The sequence below is a fragment of the Planctomycetaceae bacterium genome (assembly GCA_021371795.1).
Classification (GTDB): domain Bacteria; phylum Planctomycetota; class Phycisphaerae; order Sedimentisphaerales; family UBA12454; genus UBA12454.
Genome location: JAJFVK010000002.1, coordinates 89,375 through 113,806, shown reverse-complemented (window position 1 = coordinate 113,806; position 24,432 = coordinate 89,375). Strand labels below are relative to the sequence as shown.

General features: G+C 44.0%; 22 protein-coding genes. 13 read left to right on the top strand and 9 right to left on the bottom strand.

Translation table 11 applies throughout. The annotated features are described in order from the left end of the window. Positions 1-54: 54 nt before the first annotated feature. From secD to tgt, 3 genes are read right to left on the bottom strand one after another with little or no spacing between them, the layout of a single operon-like run. Positions 55-3,735 carry a protein translocase subunit SecD gene (secD, locus tag LLF92_00930; protein ID MCE5339676.1) on the bottom strand — a complete coding sequence of 1,227 codons (3,681 nt, stop codon included), beginning with the start codon at positions 3,733-3,735 and terminating at the stop codon, positions 55-57. 39 nt (positions 3,736-3,774) lie between these two features. Next, positions 3,775-4,185, bottom strand: coding sequence for a preprotein translocase subunit YajC (yajC, locus tag LLF92_00925; protein ID MCE5339675.1), 411 nt, complete (start codon positions 4,183-4,185; stop codon positions 3,775-3,777). Between the two features lie 24 nt (positions 4,186-4,209). Continuing rightward, positions 4,210-5,352 carry a tRNA guanosine(34) transglycosylase Tgt gene (gene tgt / locus LLF92_00920; GenBank protein ID MCE5339674.1) on the bottom strand — a complete coding sequence of 381 codons (1,143 nt, stop codon included), beginning with the start codon at positions 5,350-5,352 and terminating at the stop codon, positions 4,210-4,212. 220 nt (positions 5,353-5,572) lie between these two features. On the opposite strand from tgt, the gene LLF92_00915 reads away from it, so the two are divergent. Then, positions 5,573-5,917, top strand: coding sequence for a hypothetical protein (locus LLF92_00915; protein MCE5339673.1), 345 nt, complete (start codon positions 5,573-5,575; stop codon positions 5,915-5,917). Here the strand turns inward: LLF92_00915 and LLF92_00910 are convergent. Together LLF92_00910 and LLF92_00905 are read right to left on the bottom strand one after the other, a co-directional pair. Continuing rightward, positions 5,914-6,117, bottom strand: a complete 204-nt coding sequence (locus tag LLF92_00910; GenBank protein MCE5339672.1) for a hypothetical protein — start codon at positions 6,115-6,117, stop codon at positions 5,914-5,916. The two genes, LLF92_00915 and LLF92_00910, sit on opposite strands and share 4 nt — an antisense overlap. 212 nt (positions 6,118-6,329) lie before the next feature. Next, a complete protein-coding gene (locus LLF92_00905) occupies positions 6,330-6,716 on the bottom strand; it encodes a hypothetical protein (protein ID MCE5339671.1) in 387 nt (128 codons plus the stop codon). 789 nt (positions 6,717-7,505) lie between these two features. Between LLF92_00905 and LLF92_00900 the strand changes: the two genes are divergently transcribed. The 3 genes from LLF92_00900 to LLF92_00890 all read left to right on the top strand — a co-directional run bounded on the left by LLF92_00900 (position 7,506) and on the right by LLF92_00890 (position 9,910). Further along, positions 7,506-7,766, top strand: a complete 261-nt coding sequence (locus LLF92_00900) for a NifU family protein (GenBank protein ID MCE5339670.1) — start codon at positions 7,506-7,508, stop codon at positions 7,764-7,766. A gap of 21 nt (positions 7,767-7,787) precedes the next feature. Beyond that, the gene (locus LLF92_00895; GenBank protein MCE5339669.1) at positions 7,788-8,546 is read left to right on the top strand and encodes a glycosyltransferase family 2 protein; all 759 of its coding nucleotides are present in this window, start codon (positions 7,788-7,790) and stop codon (positions 8,544-8,546) included. A 128-nt stretch (positions 8,547-8,674) separates the two neighbouring features. After that, on the top strand, positions 8,675-9,910 hold the full coding sequence (locus LLF92_00890) for a helix-turn-helix domain-containing protein (GenBank protein ID MCE5339668.1): 1,236 nt from the start codon (positions 8,675-8,677) through the stop codon (positions 9,908-9,910). Here the strand turns inward: LLF92_00890 and LLF92_00885 are convergent. After that, on the bottom strand, positions 9,900-10,037 hold the full coding sequence (locus LLF92_00885; GenBank protein MCE5339667.1) for a hypothetical protein: 138 nt from the start codon (positions 10,035-10,037) through the stop codon (positions 9,900-9,902). The two genes, LLF92_00890 and LLF92_00885, sit on opposite strands and share 11 nt — an antisense overlap. A 109-nt stretch (positions 10,038-10,146) precedes the next feature. Here LLF92_00885 and LLF92_00880 point away from each other — a divergent pair, with 109 nt between their 5' ends. From LLF92_00880 to ribD, 3 genes are all read left to right on the top strand, one after another. After that, complete coding sequence (locus LLF92_00880; protein MCE5339666.1) at positions 10,147-10,935, top strand: OmpA family protein; 789 nt, start codon at positions 10,147-10,149, stop codon at positions 10,933-10,935. A gap of 90 nt (positions 10,936-11,025) precedes the next feature. Beyond that, entirely contained in the window at positions 11,026-13,023 is a 1,998-nt protein-coding gene (gene ligA, locus LLF92_00875; protein MCE5339665.1) for an NAD-dependent DNA ligase LigA, read from the top strand. Then, positions 13,023-14,030: a bifunctional diaminohydroxyphosphoribosylaminopyrimidine deaminase/5-amino-6-(5-phosphoribosylamino)uracil reductase RibD gene (gene ribD / locus LLF92_00870; protein ID MCE5339664.1), complete on the top strand. Its 1,008-nt coding sequence runs from the start codon at positions 13,023-13,025 to the stop codon at positions 14,028-14,030. Before ligA ends, ribD begins: the two co-directional genes overlap by 1 nt. Positions 14,031-14,107: 77 nt before the next feature. Here ribD and LLF92_00865 read toward each other — a convergent pair whose 3' ends face one another. Further along, complete coding sequence (locus tag LLF92_00865; protein ID MCE5339663.1) at positions 14,108-15,430, bottom strand: excinuclease ABC subunit UvrC; 1,323 nt, start codon at positions 15,428-15,430, stop codon at positions 14,108-14,110. 12 nt (positions 15,431-15,442) lie between these two features. Continuing rightward, positions 15,443-16,354 (bottom strand): Abi family protein, encoded by a 912-nt coding sequence (locus LLF92_00860; GenBank protein MCE5339662.1) that lies wholly within the window; start codon positions 16,352-16,354, stop codon positions 15,443-15,445. Positions 16,355-16,922: 568 nt separating this feature from the next. Here LLF92_00860 and LLF92_00855 point away from each other — a divergent pair. Continuing rightward, positions 16,923-19,955, top strand: coding sequence for a vitamin B12-dependent ribonucleotide reductase (locus LLF92_00855; protein MCE5339661.1), 3,033 nt, complete (start codon positions 16,923-16,925; stop codon positions 19,953-19,955). A gap of 296 nt (positions 19,956-20,251) precedes the next feature. On the opposite strand, the gene LLF92_00850 is transcribed toward LLF92_00855, so the two are convergent. After that, complete coding sequence (locus tag LLF92_00850) at positions 20,252-20,533, bottom strand: LuxR C-terminal-related transcriptional regulator (GenBank protein ID MCE5339660.1); 282 nt, start codon at positions 20,531-20,533, stop codon at positions 20,252-20,254. Positions 20,534-20,926: 393 nt separating this feature from the next. Between LLF92_00850 and rplM the strand changes: the two genes are divergently transcribed. The 5 genes from rplM to LLF92_00825 all read left to right on the top strand — a co-directional run bounded on the left by rplM (position 20,927) and on the right by LLF92_00825 (position 24,431). Continuing rightward, positions 20,927-21,355, top strand: coding sequence for a 50S ribosomal protein L13 (gene rplM / locus LLF92_00845; GenBank protein MCE5339659.1), 429 nt, complete (start codon positions 20,927-20,929; stop codon positions 21,353-21,355). A 21-nt stretch (positions 21,356-21,376) separates the two neighbouring features. Next, positions 21,377-21,853 (top strand): 30S ribosomal protein S9, encoded by a 477-nt coding sequence (gene rpsI, locus LLF92_00840; protein MCE5339658.1) that lies wholly within the window; start codon positions 21,377-21,379, stop codon positions 21,851-21,853. A 93-nt stretch (positions 21,854-21,946) separates the two neighbouring features. Next, positions 21,947-22,429 (top strand): putative ABC transporter permease, encoded by a 483-nt coding sequence (locus LLF92_00835; GenBank protein MCE5339657.1) that lies wholly within the window; start codon positions 21,947-21,949, stop codon positions 22,427-22,429. Positions 22,430-22,431: 2 nt separating this feature from the next. Then, positions 22,432-23,436, top strand: a complete 1,005-nt coding sequence (gene argC, locus LLF92_00830) for an N-acetyl-gamma-glutamyl-phosphate reductase (protein ID MCE5339656.1) — start codon at positions 22,432-22,434, stop codon at positions 23,434-23,436. 143 nt (positions 23,437-23,579) lie between these two features. Then, on the top strand, positions 23,580-24,431 hold the full coding sequence (locus LLF92_00825; protein MCE5339655.1) for a carbon-nitrogen hydrolase family protein: 852 nt from the start codon (positions 23,580-23,582) through the stop codon (positions 24,429-24,431). The last annotated feature ends 1 nt before the right edge of the window (position 24,432 follow it).

The window sequence follows — 24,432 nt, the reverse complement described above, 5'->3', positions numbered from 1 at the left end:
CAACAGCCATAAACTGCGTTCGAACATCGCAAATTGGCAAAGTTTAACGCGTTATTAATTATGCCGTTTGGCCTTTGCCACTTTGTGTCCTAATACCAGCAGCGGAGCAGCAATCGCAATAGACGAATATGTACCGACTACAATACCAATTGTCATAACATAGTTGAAGCCCCTGAATCCGGAACCGCCAAAGATGTACATAATGATGACAACGAGGAATGTAGTGAACGATGTCAAAATCGTTCTTGAGAGTGTCTGGTTAATACTGTCGTTAATCAGCTCATCCGTCAGTATGGAAAGTTTGCCCTTGTTCTCACGAATACGGTCGAACACAACGATAGTATCATTTACGCTGTAACCGACGAGGGTCAGCAACGCCGCAACGATGGCAAGGTCGATTTTAAAGTCAGCTACCAAAAGTTTCTGACCAATAAACGTTGTTGACAAAAATGCCGAGAACATAATAAAGCCAAGAGCGATGCAAACGTCGTGTGCAAGAGAAACAATCGCGCCAAGGCCGTAACGCAAATCGCCGAACCGTATCCACAGGTAAGCCATCATCGCAATCAGCGAAAGCACAATCGCCATAACCGCTCTTGTTCTCGACTCACTTCCGATAGACGGAGCGAACTGCGTAACTCTCGACAAAGAAGTTTTCAGTTCTGCGGCCGCTGTTACTTTTGTCTTTTCATTTGCGGCAAAGCTCGCCCATTCGCCTTCAGCCAACTGCCTGTAACCCGCATCCTGCGGAACACTGACATAGACGAAATCGGTCATAGGTTTATTCGAATCAGCGGCGAAGTCCGGCCCTGTTATCTGGTATTTAAACCACGCAATATCTTTCATATCGGGTTTGTCGCGCAGGCTTGTGAATCTGTTGTTCATTTCATCCAGCGTTACAGGTCTGTCAACCTTGAATTCGATTTTAATGCCGTCAAGATAATCGCCCAGTTCAGGAATCTTATCTACAACGTCGTTTGTAATGCTTTCGGTCGAAACGATAGTCGGGTTAAGATTTTCGAGCAGTTGAAGTTTGCCATGGAAGGCGTCGATAACCGCTGATGTAACTGTCTCGGCTAATTCAGGCGTCGAAATTTCAACCTTATCGCCGAAGGCTTTGCTAAGAATGTTATTGATTATTTGTTTATTTGTTTGCGATGTCGTCAGAACAAATTTGGCCGGGTCGTCTGTTGCTTTGACAACCAGGTTGGTCATAAGACCTCGCATCTTTTTCTGTGTCGCTTTTACAGCCTCCGTAATCGATGTAATCGTGTTTGAACTGTCTTTGAATGTAATCGTTACAGATGCCTTGTTTGTTTCCGTTGTTGTAATTTCATACTGCAATGTTGTCTGCTGACCGACAATGCTGTAAACCTTCGCAGCGGCAATCGCGGAGTTGCCAATCTTTTCACCTTCCAGACGGATGGCCTGTTCGACGCCGGCTCTGTCCATCGCGAACTCCGGCTTCAAATCAATCTGCACACTTGTACCGCCGGTGAATTCGATATCGTATTTGTTGTTCTTCGAATCGTCGCGGGTGAAGAACATGAAAAGACCGCCGATAACAAGTATCGCCGAAACTGTCAACATCGCCGGCCGCAGTTTCATCCAGTTAATCTTCGGACTTTTAATAATCTGAAGCATTACCATGTGGTCGCGAATAATGCCGACATTGAGCAGCCACTGGAATATGATTCTTGTAACAAACAGCGAAGTAAACATACTCGACACAAGACCGAGTATCAATGTGATGGCGAATCCTTTAATTTCCTCCGAAGCCACCAAATACAGAATCATCGCTGTAAGAATAGATGTAACGTTCGAGTCGAAAATTACCGAGAATGCTCTTTTGTAACCGTTGGTAATGGACAACCGCAGCGAAGCGCCCTTATTCTTTTCTTCACGTATGCGCTCATAAATAAGCACGTTAGCGTCAACTGCCATACCGATAGTCAAAACAACGCCCGCGATGCCAGACAATGTGAATGTCGCTTTGCTCAATGCCATTATCGCCAGCAGGAACAGAATATTCAGTGCCAGTGCCACGCCCGCCACACAGCCGGCGACCGTATAATAAACAATCATAAATACCATAACCACGCCGAGACCGATTAAGCCGGATTTGATGCCGGCGTCGCGGTTATCAGCACCGATGCTCGGACCGATTGTCTTTTCAGATATCGGGGGCTCGATAAGTCTTGCCGGCAGCGAACCTGCGTTGAGCTTATCAACCATATCCATCTGCTCGGTTTGAGAATAATTGCCTTCGATAATACCGTTGTTGCGAATCTCACTGCGGATGTTCGGTGCGGAAAGTGCCATATTATCAAGAATAATGCAAAGAGGTCTTTGCAGATTGTTGTGCGTAATGTTGTAGAAAATTGAACCGCCGACTTCGTCAAATGAGAAGTCTATCGCGCGTTTGCCCATCTGGTCGATTGTCGGTCGCGAACGCGTCAGCTTCCACGGCTTTGTGCCGGTATGCTTGAGCATACATTCGTTTTTCTGATTGCTTGTCAACACATAAGCTTTTTCGCCGAATGTGCCGATAACCAGCCCGCCGCCCTGCCATGTGCCGTCTTTTGGATTTTCTATTTCAATCCATACATATTTGCTGTCCGACGCGAGTTTCGAGCCTTTCGTCTTGAGCGCCTCAACATAAGAGTTCAATTCATCTTTGTTTGTTCTGCCGTCGCCGTCTTTCGGCAGAATGCGGAATTCCAAAACGCCGGCACCTTTGAGCATTCTCTTAACGTCATCCGGGCCGTCGATTCTTCCGCGTACCGAACGATAATTGGTAAACGCAGATACCAGCGCATCGATTTTTTCTACTCTTGCCGGAAATCTGCTCTTGAACTGCGAAATCATCTCCGCACGCTTTGAAGATCTCTCCGGCATATCAAGCACAGCCGTAAGCGTTTCGGTATTCAGATTGAAATTGCTCAAGTTGGTTTCAGCCGCTCTGTAAACCGCGTTCAATCCGGTTTCAGGCGCCGTCAAAAGATTAACAACCTGTGCCCACTGCTTTTGAATATTTATATATTGTTCGATTTGTCCGCGTGCCTTCTTGGCCTTGTCAGAGGAAATATTGGCGACCAGACCGTCAATGCTCGTCTGCTGTGCATTGGCATCCTGCGAAGCAAGTGAAGCCAGCGTATCTACTGCTACGCCCGACTTGGTGAGATTTTCAGAAATGTCATTAAGCTGTTTGACGAATGCGTCGCGTTTTTCCTGTGCTGCCCTTTTCGCATCATGGCTCGTCGCAAGACTTTCAAGAATCGTCTTTCTGTCGTTGCTGTCGCCGGCATACTGTGCGAAGAGTGTTTCTCTTTCAGCAGCGTCTTTTGTCAAAGCGCGTTTGATAACCGCAAGGTTTATATTGCCCTGCATAATATCCGCAAGAGCCGTATCATAAGCTTCGCGTCTTCTGTGCGTATCGGCGCTTGCAAGGGGAACCTGGATTTCAATTCTCGTATCGCCCTGCGGACGCATAATGATGTTCTGCACGTTGCCCGGGTCAATTCTTTTCATCAGAATCGGAGCCAGTTTCTGTGCCAGATTATCGGTTTCCGAGCCGGCCAGACCGGTCGTATCGATTTCATAAATAAGACTCGTACCGCCGGCCAAATCAAGACCGGGTTTGAGTTTTTCATCTGGCGGCCAAAGATTCACTGCCGCAAAAATCGTAAGAATTAGTACCGCCAAAAATCCGAAACGAACAACATTTTTATCCATACGAATGGTTCCCTGAAAAAAAATTATCAAATCAATATATTAGCCAAGTACCTTGCTAATCGCTGACGGTACTACTTTGATTTTGGTATTATTTGATTCATCGATTTTCAGCGTAACTTCTGTATCGCTGACATCTAAAATCGTGCCGAGAATTCCGCCGATAGTCTGAACTCTGTCGTTCTTCTTCAGAGCCTTGACCATCTGGTCCTGCTGCTGCTGGCGTTTTTTCGGGCCTCTGAACATCATAAAATAAAGAAGCACAACCATCAGACCAAGGAAAATAAATGTTTGATACGCAGGCTGCGGTTTCTTCACAGGTGCCGCAACGCCGTTTGCATCGGCGGTCGTTTTTGTTGTGGTTGCGGTCTGCTGCTGTGCGTTGATATCGTCTGCTTTAACGACATCCTTCGCGGGGGTATTACTTTCTGCTAAAATCCAGTACATGTTCATACTATTCCTTTCTCTTGTTTCATTTTAATTATTCTTATCGTCAGTCGCCTGACTACTGCGGGCATAGGCAGGACTTTGCAAAGCCGATGCCGCCCATTTTGGAAACGTGTCATTTTCCACGTTTTCGCGTATTTTGTCCATCAAATTATGATAAAAAACGATATTATGCAGCGAAAGTAGTATCGGCCCGAGCATTTCACCAACATTAAAGTAGTGCCGGATGGCAGAACGAGTGAAATTTCGACAGCAATAACAGCCGCATTGCGAATCTATGGGTGCAGGGTCGTCAATAAACATCGAATTTCGCAGCCTTATCGGACCTTCGGATGTGAAAGCCAACGCATTTCGGCCATTTCGTGTCGGCATTACGCAGTCGAACATATCAATGCCCGCCTCGACACATTGAATCAAATCCGCAGGCGTACCGACGCCCATCAGGTATCGAGGCTTATGTTCCGGCAGAAGCGGTGCTGCAAAACGCACGGTTTTCAACATTTGCTCCGTGCCTTCGCCAACGCTCAACCCGCCGAGCGCATAGCCGGGGAAATCCAGCTTTATTAATTCATCTGCGCAGGATTTGCGGAGATTTAGGTCTGTTTGCCCCTGCACGATCCCGAAAAGAAGCTGTTTATCATTTTGATGATGTTTTTTGCATAAGCCCGCCCAGCGAATTGTGCGTTCGACGGCTTTTAACTGCTCCTTTTCAGGTGCATCGTGAGCCGGACACTGGTCGAAACACATTATAATATCGGCGCCGAGTTTGTTTTGAATCGTGGTTGCGCTGATTGCGTCGAGTTTGATTTTCGCACCGTCGTAAGGACTGGCGAACTCCGTACCGTTGTCGTCGATTTTATTTATTTCGCTAAGCGAAAAAACCTGAAAGCCGCCGCTGTCGGTGAGGATTGGTTTGTCCCACGCCATAAACTTGTGCAGGCCGCCGATTTTTTCGATGATTTCGGTGCCCGGCCGGAGCATCAGGTGAAATGTATTTCCGAGGATGATTTGCGAACCTGCGTCAGAGAGTTGTGCGGGCAGAAGGCCTTTGACAGTCGCGCGAGTGCCGACCGGCATAAACACCGGCGTTTTGATTTTGCCGTGCCCGGTATTTAGGATACCCGTCCGCGCATTGCAGTTCGGGTCTTTTTTCAGTATTTCAAAAACATTCATATCTTTAGTCTAATTAATGAGTTAAAAAGTTTGCAAAGTATAGTATAAAAAGCATGTTTTGACAAGATGAAATACCAGAACATAGAATCGAGAACATAGAACTTAGATTGTGGAATTTGTTTTTTGAATTTTAACCTAAATACAAAATACCATATGCCAAATACTAAATATAAAGGATTTTTCTCATTGAGAATAACGAAAAGGGAAATATAATAATTTTATGAGATTAAAAGAAAATTATTCAATAACGTTCTTTGTGTTTTTAATTTTATGGATTTGTACGGGATGTGCAAATATGGATAAAATGTGCACCAATCTAGAACCTGTTGAGAAATGTGTGGAAGGATATGATTGTTTTAAATATAGAGCGTTCGCAGATTCTATACATACTTTAGACGAAAATGGGGAAGCTTATCGAATGGAAATGCTTGAACAATTGTTGTCTGATAACGGATATGATCCGAATAACTATGAAATACTCTCACGACAGCCAATTCTAAAAAATAAAGCTTTATTAGGCAATGTATATGATGTTTATTACAGTCTAAGAGTAAGGAATAATTAGGAACTGCCGATTTTTGCCGGTAACTTTTTTGCTGCCGAAATCAACGACATAAGAAAATCAAATTCCACATTGGAAGTTGGATGTTCAAAGTTCGATGTTGGAAGTTCTATTTTTCCCGCAATTAAAGAACTACGACCAACGTCCAGATGATTGGGGGGCATTAATAAAGTCCCAGACCTTTTTATGTAACCACCCATCATTATTGCCCTTTGTGATTTCTGTAATCAGATGAAGTCGATTAGGATATTTATTTTGGAAAAGTTTACATAACTCGTTTGCAGTTTTGTCTGAAATTATGATTATTCCCATGGGCATAAATGCAAACCAATGTTTTACATCTGGACATGTATCTAGATAATCGAGTATATCTTGTCTACTGCCATAGTTGGCGTCAAAAATGAGAAGATATGGTTTAAGCATTATCTACCCCACTTATCAGCCTAGGTCTATCAGGATTGGCTATAGCCTCAATCGTTGCAGATGGAAATATTTTTTGCCCACTCTTTTGCTGAATAATTTGTAAAGATTCGTGTCGGATTTGATAATCTTCGGATTGAAGTTTCTCGGGTTTGAAAAGTGCGAAGTAAACAAAGCCTAAGCAAGTAAATCCAACAGGTACCAATGCCATAATAACGAGTAAGAACATTATTTGCTTAATGTCACGAAAACAATATGCAAAAGTAAGAAGTAAAGGTACTGTTATTGCACTAAGCCATAACATAGGATTAAGCGCACTTTTTACATGCAATTTACAGGCTGCTGACTGTGCCATATGTCCAATGTCATCCAAAATATCCATAAAATTAATATTTCCTTCTAACTCCTTTTATTCTGTATCCCGAGTCTGGATTATATCACACTGTTTTCCAAAAGTAAGCACTTTTCATTTCTATTTGAAAAATAACAAGAACTAAAGGCAAGAATTAAAGGTGTCCAAGAATTAAAGGTGTCCGGTGCATTTCCTATCAAATCAAATTTCCGCGTAGCATTCCACAATTAAAAATTAAGCATTAAAAATTTAAAACTTTCTTTGTGCCTTCGGTGGTGAAATACACTCAATGAAATCTGCGTAATTCGCAGTTAAAAAAATCTGTTGTCATTTTTTGTTTTTTCTGTGCATTCCAGTTGATTTCCAGTTGTTTCCAGTGCATTCCACTTCATTTTACTTTCATTCAGTTGCATTTAAGTTGTTGAAGCGAAGCGAAAATCCCCTTTAGGGGGACGAAAATTGTCAAAAAGCAGAGGAATTTGCTGTTTTTGACTGTTTTTGCGTGTAAATATGTGCAAGTCAGGTGTTTTTTCGTTTAAATGTGCGCAAGTCAATGTGTTTTTGACGTGTTTTGAACGATTTTTTGCTGAAATAACGCGCCAGTATGCAAGATTTGTGCAGGAATTCCCGTGCGCATTTTTACAGAGGATTTAGAGTTTAGGATTTCGGATTTTTCACTATTCTATGTTCTAAGTTCTGTGTTCTACGTTCTATCCCCTGCTATAAGAATTGTCCGCAAAAGCGGATATTTGATTTTTATTTTTCCCCAACAATTGTTATAATCCCTGCCTTATGTAATTTATTAACGGAGCTTAAAATATGTGTGAAAATTGCGGATGCCACGGCGGTAAGTCCATAAAAGACCAGGTGATAGAAGTAATCGACGGTATCAGGCCGATGCTTCAAAACGACGGCGGCGATATCGAATTCGTCGAACTTACCGAAGACAATACCGTAAAAGTCCGCCTTCAGGGCGCCTGCAAAGGCTGTCCGGGTGCGGCTATGACTCTGAAAATGGGCGTTGAACGGCTGCTCAAGCAGAGAGTTCCCGAAGTCAAGGAAGTCGTAGCTGTTAAATAACAAATAAAGGTTGCAACTCACTTGTTAAAAATAAGTTACGAAAATTTAAAGACTGTAATCGTAATGCCCGCCTACAACGCGGCCGCGACTCTCGAAGCGACGCTCAACGACATTCCGCCGGAGTTCCGCAAGGATATAATCCTCGTTGACGATTGCAGTAAAGACAACACCGTCGAGCTGGCCCAAAAGCTCGGCCTTACGGTCATAAAACACGAAAAGAACACAGGTTACGGCGGAAACCAGAAGACCTGCTACAAAGCCGCTCTGGAGCGCGGCGCGGACATTATTGTAATGCTGCATCCTGACTATCAGTATGATGGCCGATTGATTCCGTTTTTCGTTGGCTATCTGACCACCGGCGTTGCGGATGTAATGCTCGGCAGCAGAATCCGAACACGAAAAGAAACGCTCGAATCGGGTATGCCGTTATATAAGTACCTGTGCAATAGAATGTTAACTATTACGGAAAACCTGATTCTCGGCCAGAATCTCGGCGATTTTCACAGCGGGTTCAGGATTTACAAACGAGCGGTTCTCGAGAAGATTCCTTACGAACGAAATTCAGACGATTTCGTTTTCGATTCACAATTTCTTGCCCAGTCTGCATATTTTAACTTTAAAATTTCCGACGCTCCCGTGCCCTGCCGATATTTTCAGGAGGCGTCCAGCATAAATCTGCCGCGGAGCATAAGATATGGCATGCTAACACTTTATACAATGCTGCAATATATTTTGCAAAAGTTCGGGCTCGTAAAGTTCGATATATTCAAGTCGAAATAGTGTATTAGCAATAGTTTATTAAAAAACTTGAACTGCTTGCATTCAAAGTTATAATGTGTTAAAATGGGTAGCTAATTATAACTAACGGCAAAGCAATAATTTAACTTATAAAATAATAGGAAATTCTCATGGCTGGAAAATTCTACACATTAGACCAGGCTGTTGAAAAGCTCGCTAAGAGCAAAGAAGAGATTACAAACCTTGTCAAAGAAGGCAAGCTTCGTGAATTTCGCGACGGCAACAAACCTTTCTACAAAATCGAGGACGTTGACGCGATTGCATCTTCCAGCAAAGGCGGCCCGGTAAACTTGCACGATTCTTTAGAAATTTCCATTGATGAATCCGGCGAAGTCTCGCTGGCTCCCGAAGAACTCGACGTTCTGATGGGAACAGGCGATAAAAAACTTGAAACAAATTTCCAACTCGACGAAACCGGCGAACTGCTCGGCGATGAAAAACTCGACGAAACGCCGCTTGCGGGCACAAAGAGCAGCGGCAGTGAAGTACTGCTTTCACCGGCAGAAACGGCAGGCCCTTCAAGCGCAACAGGCAGCGGCATCTCTTTAGACGGTTCACAGGGGCCGGATACATCCAGCGGCGATACGAAAATCGCAGCCGGCGGCGAAACAATCAATGTATTGAGCGATTCTGATACAGGCTACAAAATTTCAGACGATGCCAGCGGCGATACAAAAGTTTTTGACAAGCAGCCGAAACCGCTCGACCAGAAAGGCTCGTTCGACGACGGCAGTATCGCAAGACTCGACGAAGATATCAACCTCGAAGGCGCAGGCAGCGGTTCGGGATTGTTAGACCTTTCTCTGCAGGCAGACGATACTTCGCTTGGCGCAGTGCTCGACGATATTTATCCTGAAAACGCAGGAGCACAGGCGGGAGGCATCGATCAGACTCCTCCATTGCCGTCAATGATGGAAGAAGCACCGGCAGCCGAAGATGACAAAATGTTCCAGGCTTCTCCGCAAGAGCAGGATATCGTTGATGTTCCAGATGATATTCCACAGCAGCCATCGGCTGTACCTGTCGGAGCAGCAATAGCTTATGAAGCACCGGCTGACACGACAAGCAATGTGTTCGGAGCGTTACTCTTCATTCCGTTCATCGTGTTAGTGTATAGCGCAATTGTAGTTATCGCAGGTTTTAAACCTGTAAATCTGCCTGTAGTATCGGCAGTTGGTCCTATAATATGGTATGTTGCGGCAGGTCTGGCAGGCGCTACGATTATCGGCGTTCTGGTGGCATCTGTTTCCGGCGCACCTAAGAAGCCAAAAGCTCCAAAGGCACCGAAAGCTCCGAAAGCACCAAAGGCTCCAAAACCGCCAAAAGAAAAGAAAGCTAAAAAATAACATAGCTGACGTTCTTTGTTAGAAATGTAACGTTTGATTTTAAGGCCTTTGTCTGCGGATATATAGACACCTCGAATCGGCTGTATGCCGGGTTGTCAGCAATTTTTTCAGCAAATTTTATTGGCATTTCATTTTTGCTTGTGATAGGATTTTGCACTGTAACAGTATTATCAGTACTAATAACGGATTAAGTTCACTAAATCAGTGAACGGTTTTGTCAGGAAAGGACAATAAAAATGCAGCTCAAAAATATCACATGTCTCGTAGCAGTCTCATTAACTCTCGCGCTGTTAGGCAGCGGCTGTGTTAATCAGCGTGAAGTTGACGATTTAAAAGTACGTAACCGCAATCAGCAGCTTCGTATCGACGAACTTGAAAGTCAGCTCAACGTCGCTAAATTAAAAATGGCACAATTAGAAAAACAACTTGCCGACTGTCAGGCAGGTTTGGATACAGACCTCGATGCACTGAACAAGAAAATCGCGGCGCTCGAAGCTGACATCGCACAGAAAGAAGCATTGATTAAACAGATGCAGGGTCAACTCGGCGGCTCGATACTTCCGCCTGAACTGGCAAGCGAGCTGCAAAAATTCGCGGCTGAAAATCCGGATATGGTTACCTTCGACGAAGCGACCGGAATGGTTAAGTTCAAAAGCGATTTGCTGTTTGAAAAAGGCAGCGATGTTGTAGCGCCGAACGGCGTTGAAATGCTGAAAAAACTCTGCGTGATTATCAATTCGCACGCCGCTGAAGGCTTCGATGTTACAATCATCGGCCACACTGATGATATGCCGATTAAGAAGTCGGAAACAATGAGCGCACACCCGACAAACTGGCATCTTTCAGTTCACAGAGCGATTTCCGTTGAGAAAGTTATGGAATCAAGCAGCGTTAATCCGAAACGTATGGGCGTAAAAGGCTACGGCGAATACAGACCGCTTGAAGCTAATGAAGCCGGCAATAAAGGCAATCCAAAGAACAGACGTGTTGAACTGTACTTGGTTCCGGCAGGCAGCACCAAATAATTTAATTTATTTTCACAAAATAAACGTTTACAATAACAACCCGTATCTGAATATCAGGTGCGGGTTTTTTTATGAATAGATATTAATAATATGAAATCTGAAATTGTACAAAAAATTGAATCGCTGCGGGAGCAAATCAGAAAGCACGATTATCTCTATTATTCCGAGAACAATCCGCAAATCTCCGACAATGAATATGATAAACTTTTTGCCGAACTGAAAAAACTCGAACAACAGCATCTCGAATTAATCACATCCGATTCGCCAACGCAGCGCGTCGGCGGTCAGCCCATCGACGGCTTTAAACAGGTAACACACGCAAAACCAATGCTAAGCATCGATAACACATACAGCGAAGAAGAACTGCGGGCGTTCGACAAGCGTGTCGCGAAATTACTCGAAACAGATAAATACAGTTACGTCGTAGAATTGAAAATCGACGGCCTTGCTATGAGTCTTCGATATGAAAACGGAATTTTAGTTCTGGGCGCAACGCGCGGCGACGGCAGCAAAGGCGACGACGTTACGCACAACATCAAAACCATAAAATCAATCCCGCTCAAACTTCACGATACTCCGCCGGCAGTGCTGGAAGTTCGCGGCGAAGTTTATATGCCGAAAAAAGCATTCGCCAAACTCAACGAAGAAAAAGAAAAGAACGGTGAGCCTTTATTTGCCAATCCACGAAATGCCGCGGCAGGTTCGCTCAAACAACTTGACCCAAAAATTACAGCGAAAAGAAATTTATCGTTCTTCGCATACTCGCTGGGCGAAACAAACGAGCCAATCGCCCAAACACATTATGACAGTTTACAGAAATTAAAAGAATTCGGTTTTCCGGTAAATGAAAATACTACAAAAGCAAAAGACATCGAGGAAGTCATAAAGTTCTGTGAAAAATTTGAAAAGCAAAGATTCACACTCGATTATCAAATTGATGGATTAGTAATAAAAGTTGACCAGCTCGGCCATCACGAAACGCTCGGCACAACCGGCAGAGCGCCGCGATGGTGTATGTCGTATAAATATGCACCGGAACAGGCGAAAACAACTGTGCTGTCGATTGAAGTGCAGGTCGGCAAGACGGGCATATTAACGCCGGTGGCGAATTTCGAGCCTGTGCAACTTGCGGGAACAACAGTCAAACGCGCAAGTCTGCATAACTTCGATGAAATTGAAAGACTTGATATTCGTCAAGGCGATACGGTCATTGTCGAAAAGGCGGGCGAAATTATTCCGCAGGTTGTCGAGGTAAAAAAAGAACACAGGTCTGCGAAAACAAAACCGTTTCATCCGCCGACTGAATGTCCGGTCTGCGGCGCGAACGTCAAGAAAGACGATAACGGCGTTTATATTCGATGCGTAAGTTCAAGCTGCCCTGCTCAACTGAAAGAAAAACTTCGCTACTTCGCAGGCCGAGACCAAATGGATATTGAAAATTTAGGCCCCGCTCTTATCGAACAGCTTGTCGATAAAGGACAGGTAAAAGATTTTTCAGATTTGTACAAGCTGGATATCTTCACAATGCTTTCGTTAGACAGGATGGCACAGAAAAGCGCAGAGAATGTTCTGGACGGTATCGAGAAAAGCAAATCGCAAACACTGGCAAGACTTTTAGCCGCTTTGGGGATACTGCACGTCGGTCAGCAGAACGCTGAAATTCTCGCGCAGCATTTCGGCGCTATTGATAATTTGAAAAATGCAACCGAAGAAGAATTGACGAACATCGACCAAATTGGGCCGGTACTTGCGAAGAGTATTTATGAATATTTCCACGACGACCGAAATTTAAAAATAATTGATAAATTAATCGCGGCAGGCGTAAACACAATTCAAAAGAAAACACAGCAGAGCAATAAACTCGAAAGCAAAACTTTTGTTGTTACCGGCACGCTGGAAAAATATGGCCGTTCAGAAATCGAGCGATTGATAAAAGAAAACGGCGGCAAAGTTAGTTCAAGCGTCAGCAAAAAAACCAGTTATGTGCTCGCAGGCACCGAGGCAGGAAGCAAACTCGATAAAGCAAATGAGTTGGGCGTAAATATCATCAATGAAAAAGAATTCATTCAGATGATAGGTAAAGAATAATGACGACAAATATCAAATTCATGAAAATCGCTTTGCTGCTCGCTCAAAAAGGTGAGGGCAATGTTGAGCCGAATCCGATGGTTGGTGCTGTCATTGTCAAAAATGGCAAAATCATCGGCGCTGGATTCCACGAAAAATTCGGCGGGCCGCACGCGGAAATCAACGCATTGAAAAACTGCAAAGTTTCGCCAAAAGGTGCGACACTGTATGTAACGCTTGAACCCTGTTGTCATTTTGGGAAAACGCCGCCCTGCACAGATGCGGTTATCAAAGCAGGTATCAAAAAAGTCGTTGCGGCTGTCGGCGACCCGACAAAAAAAGTCGCAGGCAAAGGTTTTAAGATTCTCAAGAAAGCGGGCATTGAAGTTGTCTGCGGAGTTTGTGAAAAACAAGCCAAAGAATTAAACGCACCATTTTTCAAATTCGCCAGGACAAAAAAACCTTATGTAATCGTCAAATGGGCACAGAGCAAAGATGGTTTTCTCGCACGAAACGACAGCAAACGATGGATAAGCAACGCCGTGAGCAGAAAAGACGTTCAAAAAATCCGCAGGCGAGTACAGGCAGTGCTTGTCGGCATAAATACCGTTCTCGAAGATAACCCAATGCTTACAGTCAGGCCGGACAATGGCAGGCAGCCTTTAAGAATAGTTCTCGGCAAAGAATCCAAACTGCCGCAAAACTGTAATTTAATAAAGACCGCAAAAAAATGGCCTGTTTATGTTTTCAACGGCAGAAATTTAAACGATGTTCTGACCAGACTCGGCAAAATGAATGTTCAGCAACTGCTTGTCGAAGGCGGAGCAAAAGTTATAACATCTTTCTTAAAAGAAAAACTGGCCGATGAAATTGTGATTTACACTTCAAACGAAACGCTTGGCAAAAACGGCGAAGTAAAAGCATCAGCGATTATGCAAAAAATCTACAAACAGTTAAAAAACTGTAAAGATAAAAAACGTTTTGGGAATAATGTACGTTTAAAGAAATGCACAGATATAGTAATATAACGGTATAGATTCCCCCAAAGGGGTTTGCGATAACGCTCCAACCGCCTTTCGCGGGAATGACAATGTGGTGTTTGGGTTTATTCGTTAAGCATTTTTTTGCGGCGGAGGATATGGTGGTAATGCTGCGCGAAACGGTGCGATTCGTCGCGGACATACTGCAAAAGTTTTTTTGCCGGATTATTGGCGGGCAGCTTCAACGGTTCGTTTTTTCCTGACACGAAAATTATCTCTTCCTTTTTCGCAAGCGAAGCCAAAACCGGCGGTATAACTTTCAATTCCTTAAACGCATCTTCGGCTGCGTGAAGCTGACCAATTCCGCCATCTATCAAAACCAAATCAGGCCAAAGCTCTTCGCCTGCGGCGGCGTGGAAAAATCTTCGCAATAAAACTTCCTTCAGACACGCATAATCATCAACACCTTTGACGGTTTTGATTTTGTATCTTCGGTAGCCAGCTTTAAAAGGTTTGCCATCAATAAAACGTACAAGTGAGCCGACAGTTTCAGAGCCACCGATGTGCGCGATATCGAAACCCTCGATTATGCGGATATGATTTGCACTGCCGAGCAGTTTTTGCAATTTCTCAAGTGATTCGGTCGGGTCGGTAAAGAAAACCTCCGGCTGAACATTTTCATCGAGTGAGCCTCGCTTGTCGAGATTTTCTATCAATCGAATCCTGTCGCGATACATCGCAGCGGCTTCATAATCCATAGTCTTTGCGGCAGCTTCCATCTGCTGATTCAGTTCGCGCAGGACTGTCGTTCGTTTTGAATTTAAAAAATTAATCAAATCGGCGATGTTTTTTCGGTAATCTTTTTTGCTGATATAATCGGCGCACGGAGCGATGCATTGTTTGATACTATATAATATGCAGGGTCTGAAAAATTTTCGCTTGTCGTCTGATTCGTCAATCTCAAGGCCGCAGGTTCGGAATTTGAAAATCTTTTGCAGCACAACCATTGCGGCTCGTAAGTCGCCCACGCCGGCGAATGGGCCGAACAATTTACTCTTTTCGCGCGGCTGGCGCGTGATGTAAACGCCGGGGTAGTCATCGCGGATTGTAATTTCAAGATACGGAAATGATTTATCGTCGGTCAAATCGGAATTGTATGGCGGGCGGATGTCCTTGACGAGCCGAGCTTCCTGCAGAAGAGCATCGACTTCGCTTTGTGTTTCGAGAAAATCCACTTCGGCGACTTTTTTGAGCATTTCGGCGATTTTCGGCCCGCGGGTGGACTCAATGTCCGCTGCCGGCTGAAAATAACTGCCGGCGCGGGAGCGGAGATTGGCCGCTTTGCCGACGTAAAGAACCGTACCGTTCGCATCTTTCATAAAATACAAGCCCGGCCCAGTTGGAAACGTCTTAATCATTTCTCGAATTTTTGTGAATTTATCCGCCATCAAAATATTACTTCAATGCAATGACGCATTTAATGCCCATATAGGACAATCCAGCCAGTTTGTCGGCATCCCCATAGATGTTATTGGTATTTCCTGATATTGATCCAGCAAACTTTTGAATCGCTCACTCCAACCGCTTTGGGGAGCAATGATATTCATCATATATTTTAATATAGTCAGGATACCGAATATTCGGTCTTGTGGAATGTTAACAGGATTGTGCCATTCCGGATATTTATTTGTTCGCGGTATCATCGGCGTATAATCCAATACCCTGTCTCTTAATCTTCCGTGATGAGCGCAAACATTTCGTATTGTGTTTATCGCCACAAGCCACGAAAGAAAAACTTTGTCAGAAATATTAAAATCACGAGCAATCGCCTGCTGTAATTTCATTTCAATACCTCTGAACATTGTCAGCATCATTCCAAATGTCATAATCTCCGCAGCCATCCACAATGGCAAAAGGGAATGTGTATCGCCGTAAATTGTTTTGAAATGCTCGACAAATCCCTCTTTGCTGTGCGAAGTTGTCTCATTAATCTTCTCCATAAAAACCGCATATCGTTTTTCATCGAGATTTGGTAAATACATATTGGCAGTGTACCCGAATGCTCCCCAGTTATGACTGTGATAGTAGATTATGCTTGTCTTGACTGCAATTTCCACACGTTCGACAGCATCCATAGTCAGCAATCGAAGCTGTCGATCAAAAGCATACCTTCGCCAGATTTTTTCAAGTGTTGTGTGCGGTTTGAAATTTTCACTCCCCTGCTCACGAAATGGGTACCAATATCCGCTAAGACGATAATAATTTACAACACGGAGTTTTGACACAAGGTCATTTTTATCAGCTTCAAGACCGCGGGATATAAGAAGTTCCGCCTGTTGCTCGAATGAAAGAGGTGGTTTTGTGTACCTCATCTATCCCCCTAAAAAGAAACGCCCACCAGATTTAGCTTGTCCGAAGACAGAGGCTTGGCGGGCTTCCTATACATAGTATCGCATATATACATAGGAAAGTTCAAGAAAAATCTTACTTTTTCATAAGTTTTCATAAATCATGACACAGATAACTTTTTCATTCTCCGTAATAATCAACTAACAAACTATATCATTATATCTTTTTTAAATCAATTATCCCTTAAAAACTTCATCACCGCTACTCTATCGCACTAACCCAACGTCCGATAATAATTTACGTATGAAAAAATCGTAATCTAACGAATAACTGTTTTAGGAAATTTATACTCTTTAAAAATTCTTTAGAAATTTTTTTTGGCGCAGGTTCATAATCCACAAGGACTAACAAAACGTTAATATTTTTTTCCGTTTTTTAGATTGAAAAAAATATTCATAGGCGTAGTATAGGAGGGACGTGACTAACACCTATATATTGTTTTAAAACCCTAAATATCACAATATGTAGTGTATTGTTTGATAAACATATATAAACCGCACGGAAGCGTGTTTTGCAGGGAGGCAACTGACTATGGCCGGCAATTCGAATGGTTTTTTGAACGGAAATGATAAAAGCGGTATGAATAATTGGAAGAATACACCTAATGCGAGATTAAGAGGACTGAAAGTAAATCAGCAGTTCTCTACACCTGGAATCCATCCTTTTGACCAGCTTGAATGGGAAACCAGACAGGCAAAAATCACCGGCGACGGCGGCGAGGTCATTTTTGAACAAAATAACGTCGAAGTTCCCGCTACCTGGAGCCAACTTGCGACAAAAGTCGTTGTCAGCAAGTACTTCTACGGCGATATCGAGACCGGACATCGTGAAAATTCAGTAAAACAGCTCGTTCACAGAGTCTGCCGAACAATCGCTGACCGCGGCCAAAAAGACGGCTACTTCGCAACCCAAACCGATACCGAAAACTTCTACAACGAACTTACATGGCTGTGCGTTAATCAATACGGCTCGTTCAACTCGCCGGTATGGTTCAATGTCGGGCTTAAAGATATTTACGGTATCGAGGGCAGCGAACATAACTATCATTGGGATAACAAGTTAAATAAAGCTGTTCCATGCAAGAGCAGTTATGAATATCCGCAGGCATCGGCCTGTTTCATCCAGTCTGTAAAAGACACAATGGAAGATATTATGAGTCTGGCGGCCAGCGAAGCAATGCTCTTCAAGCACGGCTCGGGCACCGGCACAGACCTTTCAACTCTCCGCAGCAGTAAGGAAAAACTCGCCGGCGGCGGAAAGCCATCAGGCCCGCTTAGCTTTATGCGTGTTTATGACCAAATCGCAGCTGTTGTAAAGTCCGGCGGAAAAACAAGACGTGCCGCCAAGATGCAGTCGTTAATGGTATCGCATCCTGACATTAAAGAATTCATCAGTGCCAAGATGGAGGAAGAGAAAAAAGCTCGCGCTCTTATCAATGCTGGTTATGGCGGCCAATTCAATAACGAAGCATACAACAGCGTTATGTTCCAGAATTCCAATTTGTCGGTACGAGTAACTGACGAATTTATGGAAGCTGTTGAAAAAGACGAAGAATGGACGACCACCGAAGTTACGACCGGCAAACCATCGGTAAAATATAAGGCAAGCGAATTATTCGACTTACTTTCTGAAGCGACAAGGCTTTGCGGCGACCCCGGTCTGCAATATCATACCACAATCAACAAATGGCATACCTGCCCGGCAGCAGGTCCAATTCACGCATCGAATCCGTGCAGTGAATATATGTTCATCGACGATTCGGCCTGCAACCTGGCTTCGCTTAACCTGATTAAGTTCAGAAACGAAGACGGCTCGTTCGACGTCGAAAGGTTCAAGACCGCTGCAAGATTATACGTTATCGCACAGGAAATTCTTGTTGATAACGGCAGTTACCCAAACGCTCCAATCACTGAAAACAGTCATAATTTCAGGGCATTGGGACTTGGTTATGCCAATTTAGGCAGTTTGATTATGAGTCTTGCCCTTCCTTATGACAGCGAACAGGCAAGGACAATCGCATCTGCTATTACGGCAATCTTGACCGGTACCGCATACATCGCCAGCGCGGAAATTGCCGGCGTTAAGGGAACATTCGACAAATATCACGAAAACGCACAATATATGCTGAACGTTATCGATATGCATCGTCAGCAGTGCAAAAATATATCTGAAGTTAATTGCCCGGATTATCTGCTAAGCGCAGCGAGAGACGCCTGGGACCAGGCACTTGATGCGGGCACAAAATTCGGTTACAGAAACGCACAAGTTACGGTTCTTGCTCCGACAGGCACTATCGGATTTATGATGGATTGCGATACGACGGGAGTCGAGCCGGACATAGCACTGGTGAAATATAAACTTCTCGCAGGCGGTGGAATTTTAAAAATCGTAAATAAAACCGTCCCGATGGCACTGGAAAGACTCGGCTACAGCGCCGACGATATCAAGCAAATATGCGACGATATCGATAAAGACGATACCATCGAGACGAGCAAAAAACTTGATAAGGAACATTTGCCGGTCTTTGATTGTGCTTTCAAGGCACAAAAAGGCGTTCGCAGCATCCATTATATGGCACATCTGAAAATGATGGCCGCTGTTCAGCCGTTTATCAGCGGCGCGATAAGCAAGACTATCAATATGCCTAAAGAATCAACCGCAGAGGAAGTCAGCTCGGCATATATGGAAGGCTGGAAAATGGGGCTGAAAGCAGTGGCTGTTTATCGCGACGGCTCAAAGATGCTTCAGCCGGTGCAAACCGATGAACATAAAGACGGCGAGGCCAAAGAAGAAACGAAAGTCATTACCGCTCCGCCGAAACCATACAGACGCAGACTTGCGGAAACCAGAAAGAGCATTACGCATAAATTCTCGGTCGCAGGACACGAAGGCTATTTGACTGTCGGTCTTTATGACGATGGGCAGCCGGGTGAACTGTTTATCACGATGGCCAAGGAAGGCAGTACCGTCGGCGGTTTGATGGATGTCGTCGGCACGTGCGTTTCGATGTCGCTGCAGTACGGCGTTCCGCTTGTTACGCTTGTCGATAAATTCAGGCACGCAAGGTTCGAGCCGGCAGGTATGACATCAAATAAGAACATACCGTTCGCAAAGAGCCTGATTGATTATATCTTCTGCTGGATGGGCTGTCAGTTCATACCGGGCTACGCGGAAAAAAACACGCCGAATCGGGATAATGTTCAGGTTACAAACAAAACAACGACAACAGCAAAAGTTCTGGTAGAAAAAACAAAAGACCTTGCCAAAAAAATCGCGGAAGTAAAGGCTGTTCAGGCAAAGCCGGCGGTTAAGGTGGTTGAAATAAAAGAAAAAACTGAAAAGAACAGAATTGCCGACATGGCCGACAGAGCGGTCGCAACAGTAAGTTCCGTCGTTAAAGGCGACGGCACACAAACCGAAGGCTCAACAATGCAGCAGTTCAACGCACAGTTCGAGCATTTTCAGGACGATGCACCGGCGTGCGATATTTGCGGCTCGATAACCGTCCGCAACGGCTCCTGTTATAAATGCTTCAACTGCGGCAACTCGATGGGATGCAGTTAATCAGTTTTTAGTTTTGAGTCTAATTCATAAAAGCAAACAGGCTGTCTTAAAAGACAGCCTGTTTTTACATCTTCTTCTATCCTTTCTCCTATTATTTTCTTCTGATCGCAAGCAAATCTGTTACCAGCAAAATCAGCTTCACCCGTTCGGGGATATTGGCCATAACACTGCCCGATGAAACAATATCGCCTCCTGTTCCAATTTTCTTTTTACTCTAACCGCTTATCGCATATCCCCATCTTTGGGGTGAGTATTATACCTGTCAACAAAACCACGTACAGTCGGTATTTCTGCTATCATCGCTGACGGGGACAGTTGAGTTTGCAGCAGTTATCACGGAAACATCTAAAGACGTGGAGTATTACATCCATCCTGCAATCGGCATTGAGCTTTCTGAATAATCTGCTTATGTGAGTTCTGACGGTAGAAATGGTTATCTCCAAATCCAATGCAATTCTTTTGTCCGAGTTGTCGGCAAAAAGTTCTTTGATAATCTGCGATTCACGTTTTGACAAAGAGAGGGCTTTTGCTATCTCTCCCCATTCAACTTCCGAAAATATATCCGTACTATCTGCCATAATCTTATTCTCCTTAAGATTAGTCTTGTACCAGTGTAACAATCAGATAAGAAATTGACAAGCATAATGCCAATTGGTACCATTGCCCGCGCATCGCAAGGTTTCGCTAAATTCCCTGCCGACCCCAAAGGGATGCAAGCGGAATAATTTTTGAAACTCGTATTATATGCTTATAACTTCCTTTTATTTAACAGGTTATGTGTTAAAACTTCTTTTTTATTGCAAAATAATGGTTGACATAGCCGTATAGGCAGGTATAATTTGCCGTTTTCCAAAAATTGTAGAAAGAGTCTATGATGCCAGTTGGCATTATTACTTCGCGCGGCAAGGTTTAGTTAGGTACCCGCTTCGCTTTACCTGCGTAGTAACTTGTGAATTTTATGTAGGATCCGTATGAAAAGTTTTTTAGCAAGAAATGAAAATGTACAGCATAAATGGCTTTTAGTTGACGCCGATGGGGCTATTTTAGGCAGATTGGCCGTGAAACTCGCGACAATCCTGATGGGTAAACATAAACCCACCTACACTCCGCACGTTGATACTGGCGATTATGTTATCGTGCTCAATGCTGAGAAAATCAAGCTGACGGGCAAAAAAGAAGAAGCAAAACTGTATGACTATTATACTTTTTATCCGGGCGGTCATAAATATCTCACATTCCCGGAAATGATGGCGAAAAATCCAGAGAAGATTATCGAACTGGCCGTCAAGAGAATGCTTCCGAAGAGTGCTATGGGCGACAGAATGGTCAAGAAACTGAAAGTTTGTCGCGGCACAGAGCATAAATATACCGCTCAAGCACCTGAAAAAATCGAACTTTAACCCAATTGATGGAAATATAATATGGCAGATAACGTTACAAACACAAATACCCCGCTGGCAGGACTGAAGCTTTCGACAGAAAGCCAAACAACCAAGAAAGCTGCATCAAAAGGCGGTTATACCTGGGGCACAGGCAGAAGAAAAACCTCCGTTGCCAGAGTCAGAATCAGACCGGGCAAAGGTGAGTTCAAAATCAATAACAGAGCACTCGATAACTACTTCACACGCCCGCAGGATGTCAGCAACGTTGTCGCTCCGTTAAAAGCAACAAAGACTGAAAAGAGCCTTGACGTTTTCGTTAACGTCAATGGCGGCGGCATCACAGGCCAAAGCGGCGCTGTTATGCAGGGTATCGCAAGGGCTCTGAAGAACTACGATCCTTCTCTTTTACAGGCACTTCGCGACGGCGGCTACCTGACAAGAGACGGCAGAATGGTCGAAAGAAAGAAACCCGGCCAGGCTGGCGCAAGAAAGAGATTCCAGTTCTCAAAACGCTAATTGCAAAATATATTATGGAATATTACAATGGCCGCGAAAAGATACGCGGCCTTTTTTTTATAGGGAAATTTAAAAATAAACGCTAAACGCATTATATTTCGATTTTTTATCTTCGGGCTTCTCGGTATGCTTCTTGAAGTTTTTTTGATAGCCATCAGAAACCTTGTAAATGGAAACATAAATATGTACGGAGCCAGTTCGCCATGGATGATTATCGATTACGGCCTGCTGGCCATACTGCTTATGCCGATAGCCGATTTCCTGAAAAAACATAAACTCCCGCTGCCTGCAAGAGCTGTTGTTTATATGCTCTACATTTACACGGTGGAATATATATCGGGATGCCTTTTCACCGGCGCAGGACTGAAGATATGGGATTACAGTAAGCTGCCTTACAATCTACACGGACAAATCGCGTTATATTACGCCCCTTTCTGGTATTTTCTCGGAATGGGCGCCGAATTGATTTATCCTAAAGCAGATATGTGCAGTCTGGCACTGGCGGGAAAACTAAAATCGTCAGACATAGAAAATCAAATTCAGAAAAATACTCATAATACGACAAAGGAGTCTTAGTTATGTTACCCGTAGCAATCATCGGCGCCAGCGGATATACCGGCGCACAGGCAATCGAAATATTTATGCGCCATTCACAGGCGAAACTTACATATCTGACCGCTCTGCCGGAAGAATGCGGCAAAGTGCCGGACATCTTCCCGCGATTCAGAGGACGCTGCTCGCTGGAAATCGAACCGCTGAATATGAACAAACTTATCAGCAGCGCAAAAGTCGCGCTTTGCTGTCTGCCGCATAAAGTTTCGATGGGGTTTGTTCCGAATCTTTTGACGGCAGGTCTGAAAGTTATCGACTTCAGCGCAGATTATCGAATCAAAGACGTCAGCGTTTACGAAAAATATTACCAGCCGCATACAGATAAAGAAAATCTCAAGCAGGCGGTTTACGGATTGTGCGAACTGAATCGCGAGAAAATCAAAACCGCGAAACTCATCGCCAACCCCGGCTGCTTCCCGACGACTTTTATTCTCGGCACTGCTCCGCTTTTGAAAAACAAACTTGTCGAAGGGACTGTAATAGTAAATTCAGTTACCGGTGCAAGCGGCGCGGGCAAAAATCCGTCGAAAAATTTCCATTTCCCGAATATGAATGAAAACTTATTCGCTTACGGAATCGGCAAACATCGTCATCAGCCGGAGATGGAACAAATCGCAGGCGAACTTGCGGGCAAACACGTTGAAGTGCTTTTCCAGCCGCACGTCGGTCCGTTCGATTACGGTATTATGTCAACAATCTATTGCCAGCCGAAAGAAAAAATCACCGCTGAAAAGTTGACGGAGCTCTATAAAGAATTTTACAAGAATGAACCTTTCGTGCAGGTGCTTAACGCTCCGCCGATGCTCAAAGATATCGCGAACACAAACTATTGTCATATTTATCCGACAATCTGCAAAGATAAGATTGTAATCTTCAGCGATGTCGATAACCTGATTAAAGGTGCATCCGGCCAGGCTGTGCAAAATATGAATATTATGTATGGTTTCGATGAAACAGACGGGTTAAAATAGCCAGAAAGAATTTAAGATTGAAGAATGAAGATTGAATTAACCACAATGAACACAAATAAATCTCTGTGAACTCTGTGTTCTCTGTGGCTATAATTTAGTATCTCTGTGAGCTCTGTGGCTAATAAAAAAAGGTAAAAAACTCTGTGGCAAACGGAAAATTAAAAATCGCGACGTGTCAGTTTCCTGTAAGCGAGCATATCAGGCGGAACTCGGAGTATATACAGGATTTTCTCAAGGACGCAAAAGCGGCCGAAGCTGACATTGTTCATTTTTCAGAATGCGCGTTGAGCGGATACGCAGGCGCGGATTTCGACAGCTTCGAAGGTTACGACTGGTCGCTGCTTATCGAAGAGACAAAGAAAATTATGTCGCTTGCCGGCAAATTACACCTTTGGGTCGTACTGGGCAGTACACATAAACTTACGCCGCCGAACAAGCCGCATAATTGCATTTATCTAATCAATCCGCAGGGACAAATTGAAAACCGATACGATAAAAGGTTCGGCACTGAAAGCGATTTGATGCATTACACGCCGGGCAATCGATTTGTAACGTTTACGATTAACAGCGTTAAATGCGCATTGCTGATTTGCTTTGATTTGCGGTTTCCGGAAATTTATCGGGAACTTAATAAACTGAAAGTTCAGTGCGTATTGCAATCGTTTTATAATGCACGGCAAAAAGAACAAAGCGTTCATCGACACATAATCAGGCAAACAATGCAGGCCAACGTCGCGTCGAATTATTTCTGGGCGAGTATGGCGAATTCGTGCGGTGAAATCGCCCCATATTCTTCATGTTTTATTCAGCCGGATGGCGAAATTGTAAAAGAATTAAAATCTCATCAGCCGGATATGATGGTTAATACAATCGATACATCAATATCATTCTACGACCCTTCAGCAAAATTCAGAGCGATTGCGATGAACGGCATTTTGACAAACGGGCCTGACGATATAAACGACCCAAGAAGCAAGGACATAAAATCACTGTAAA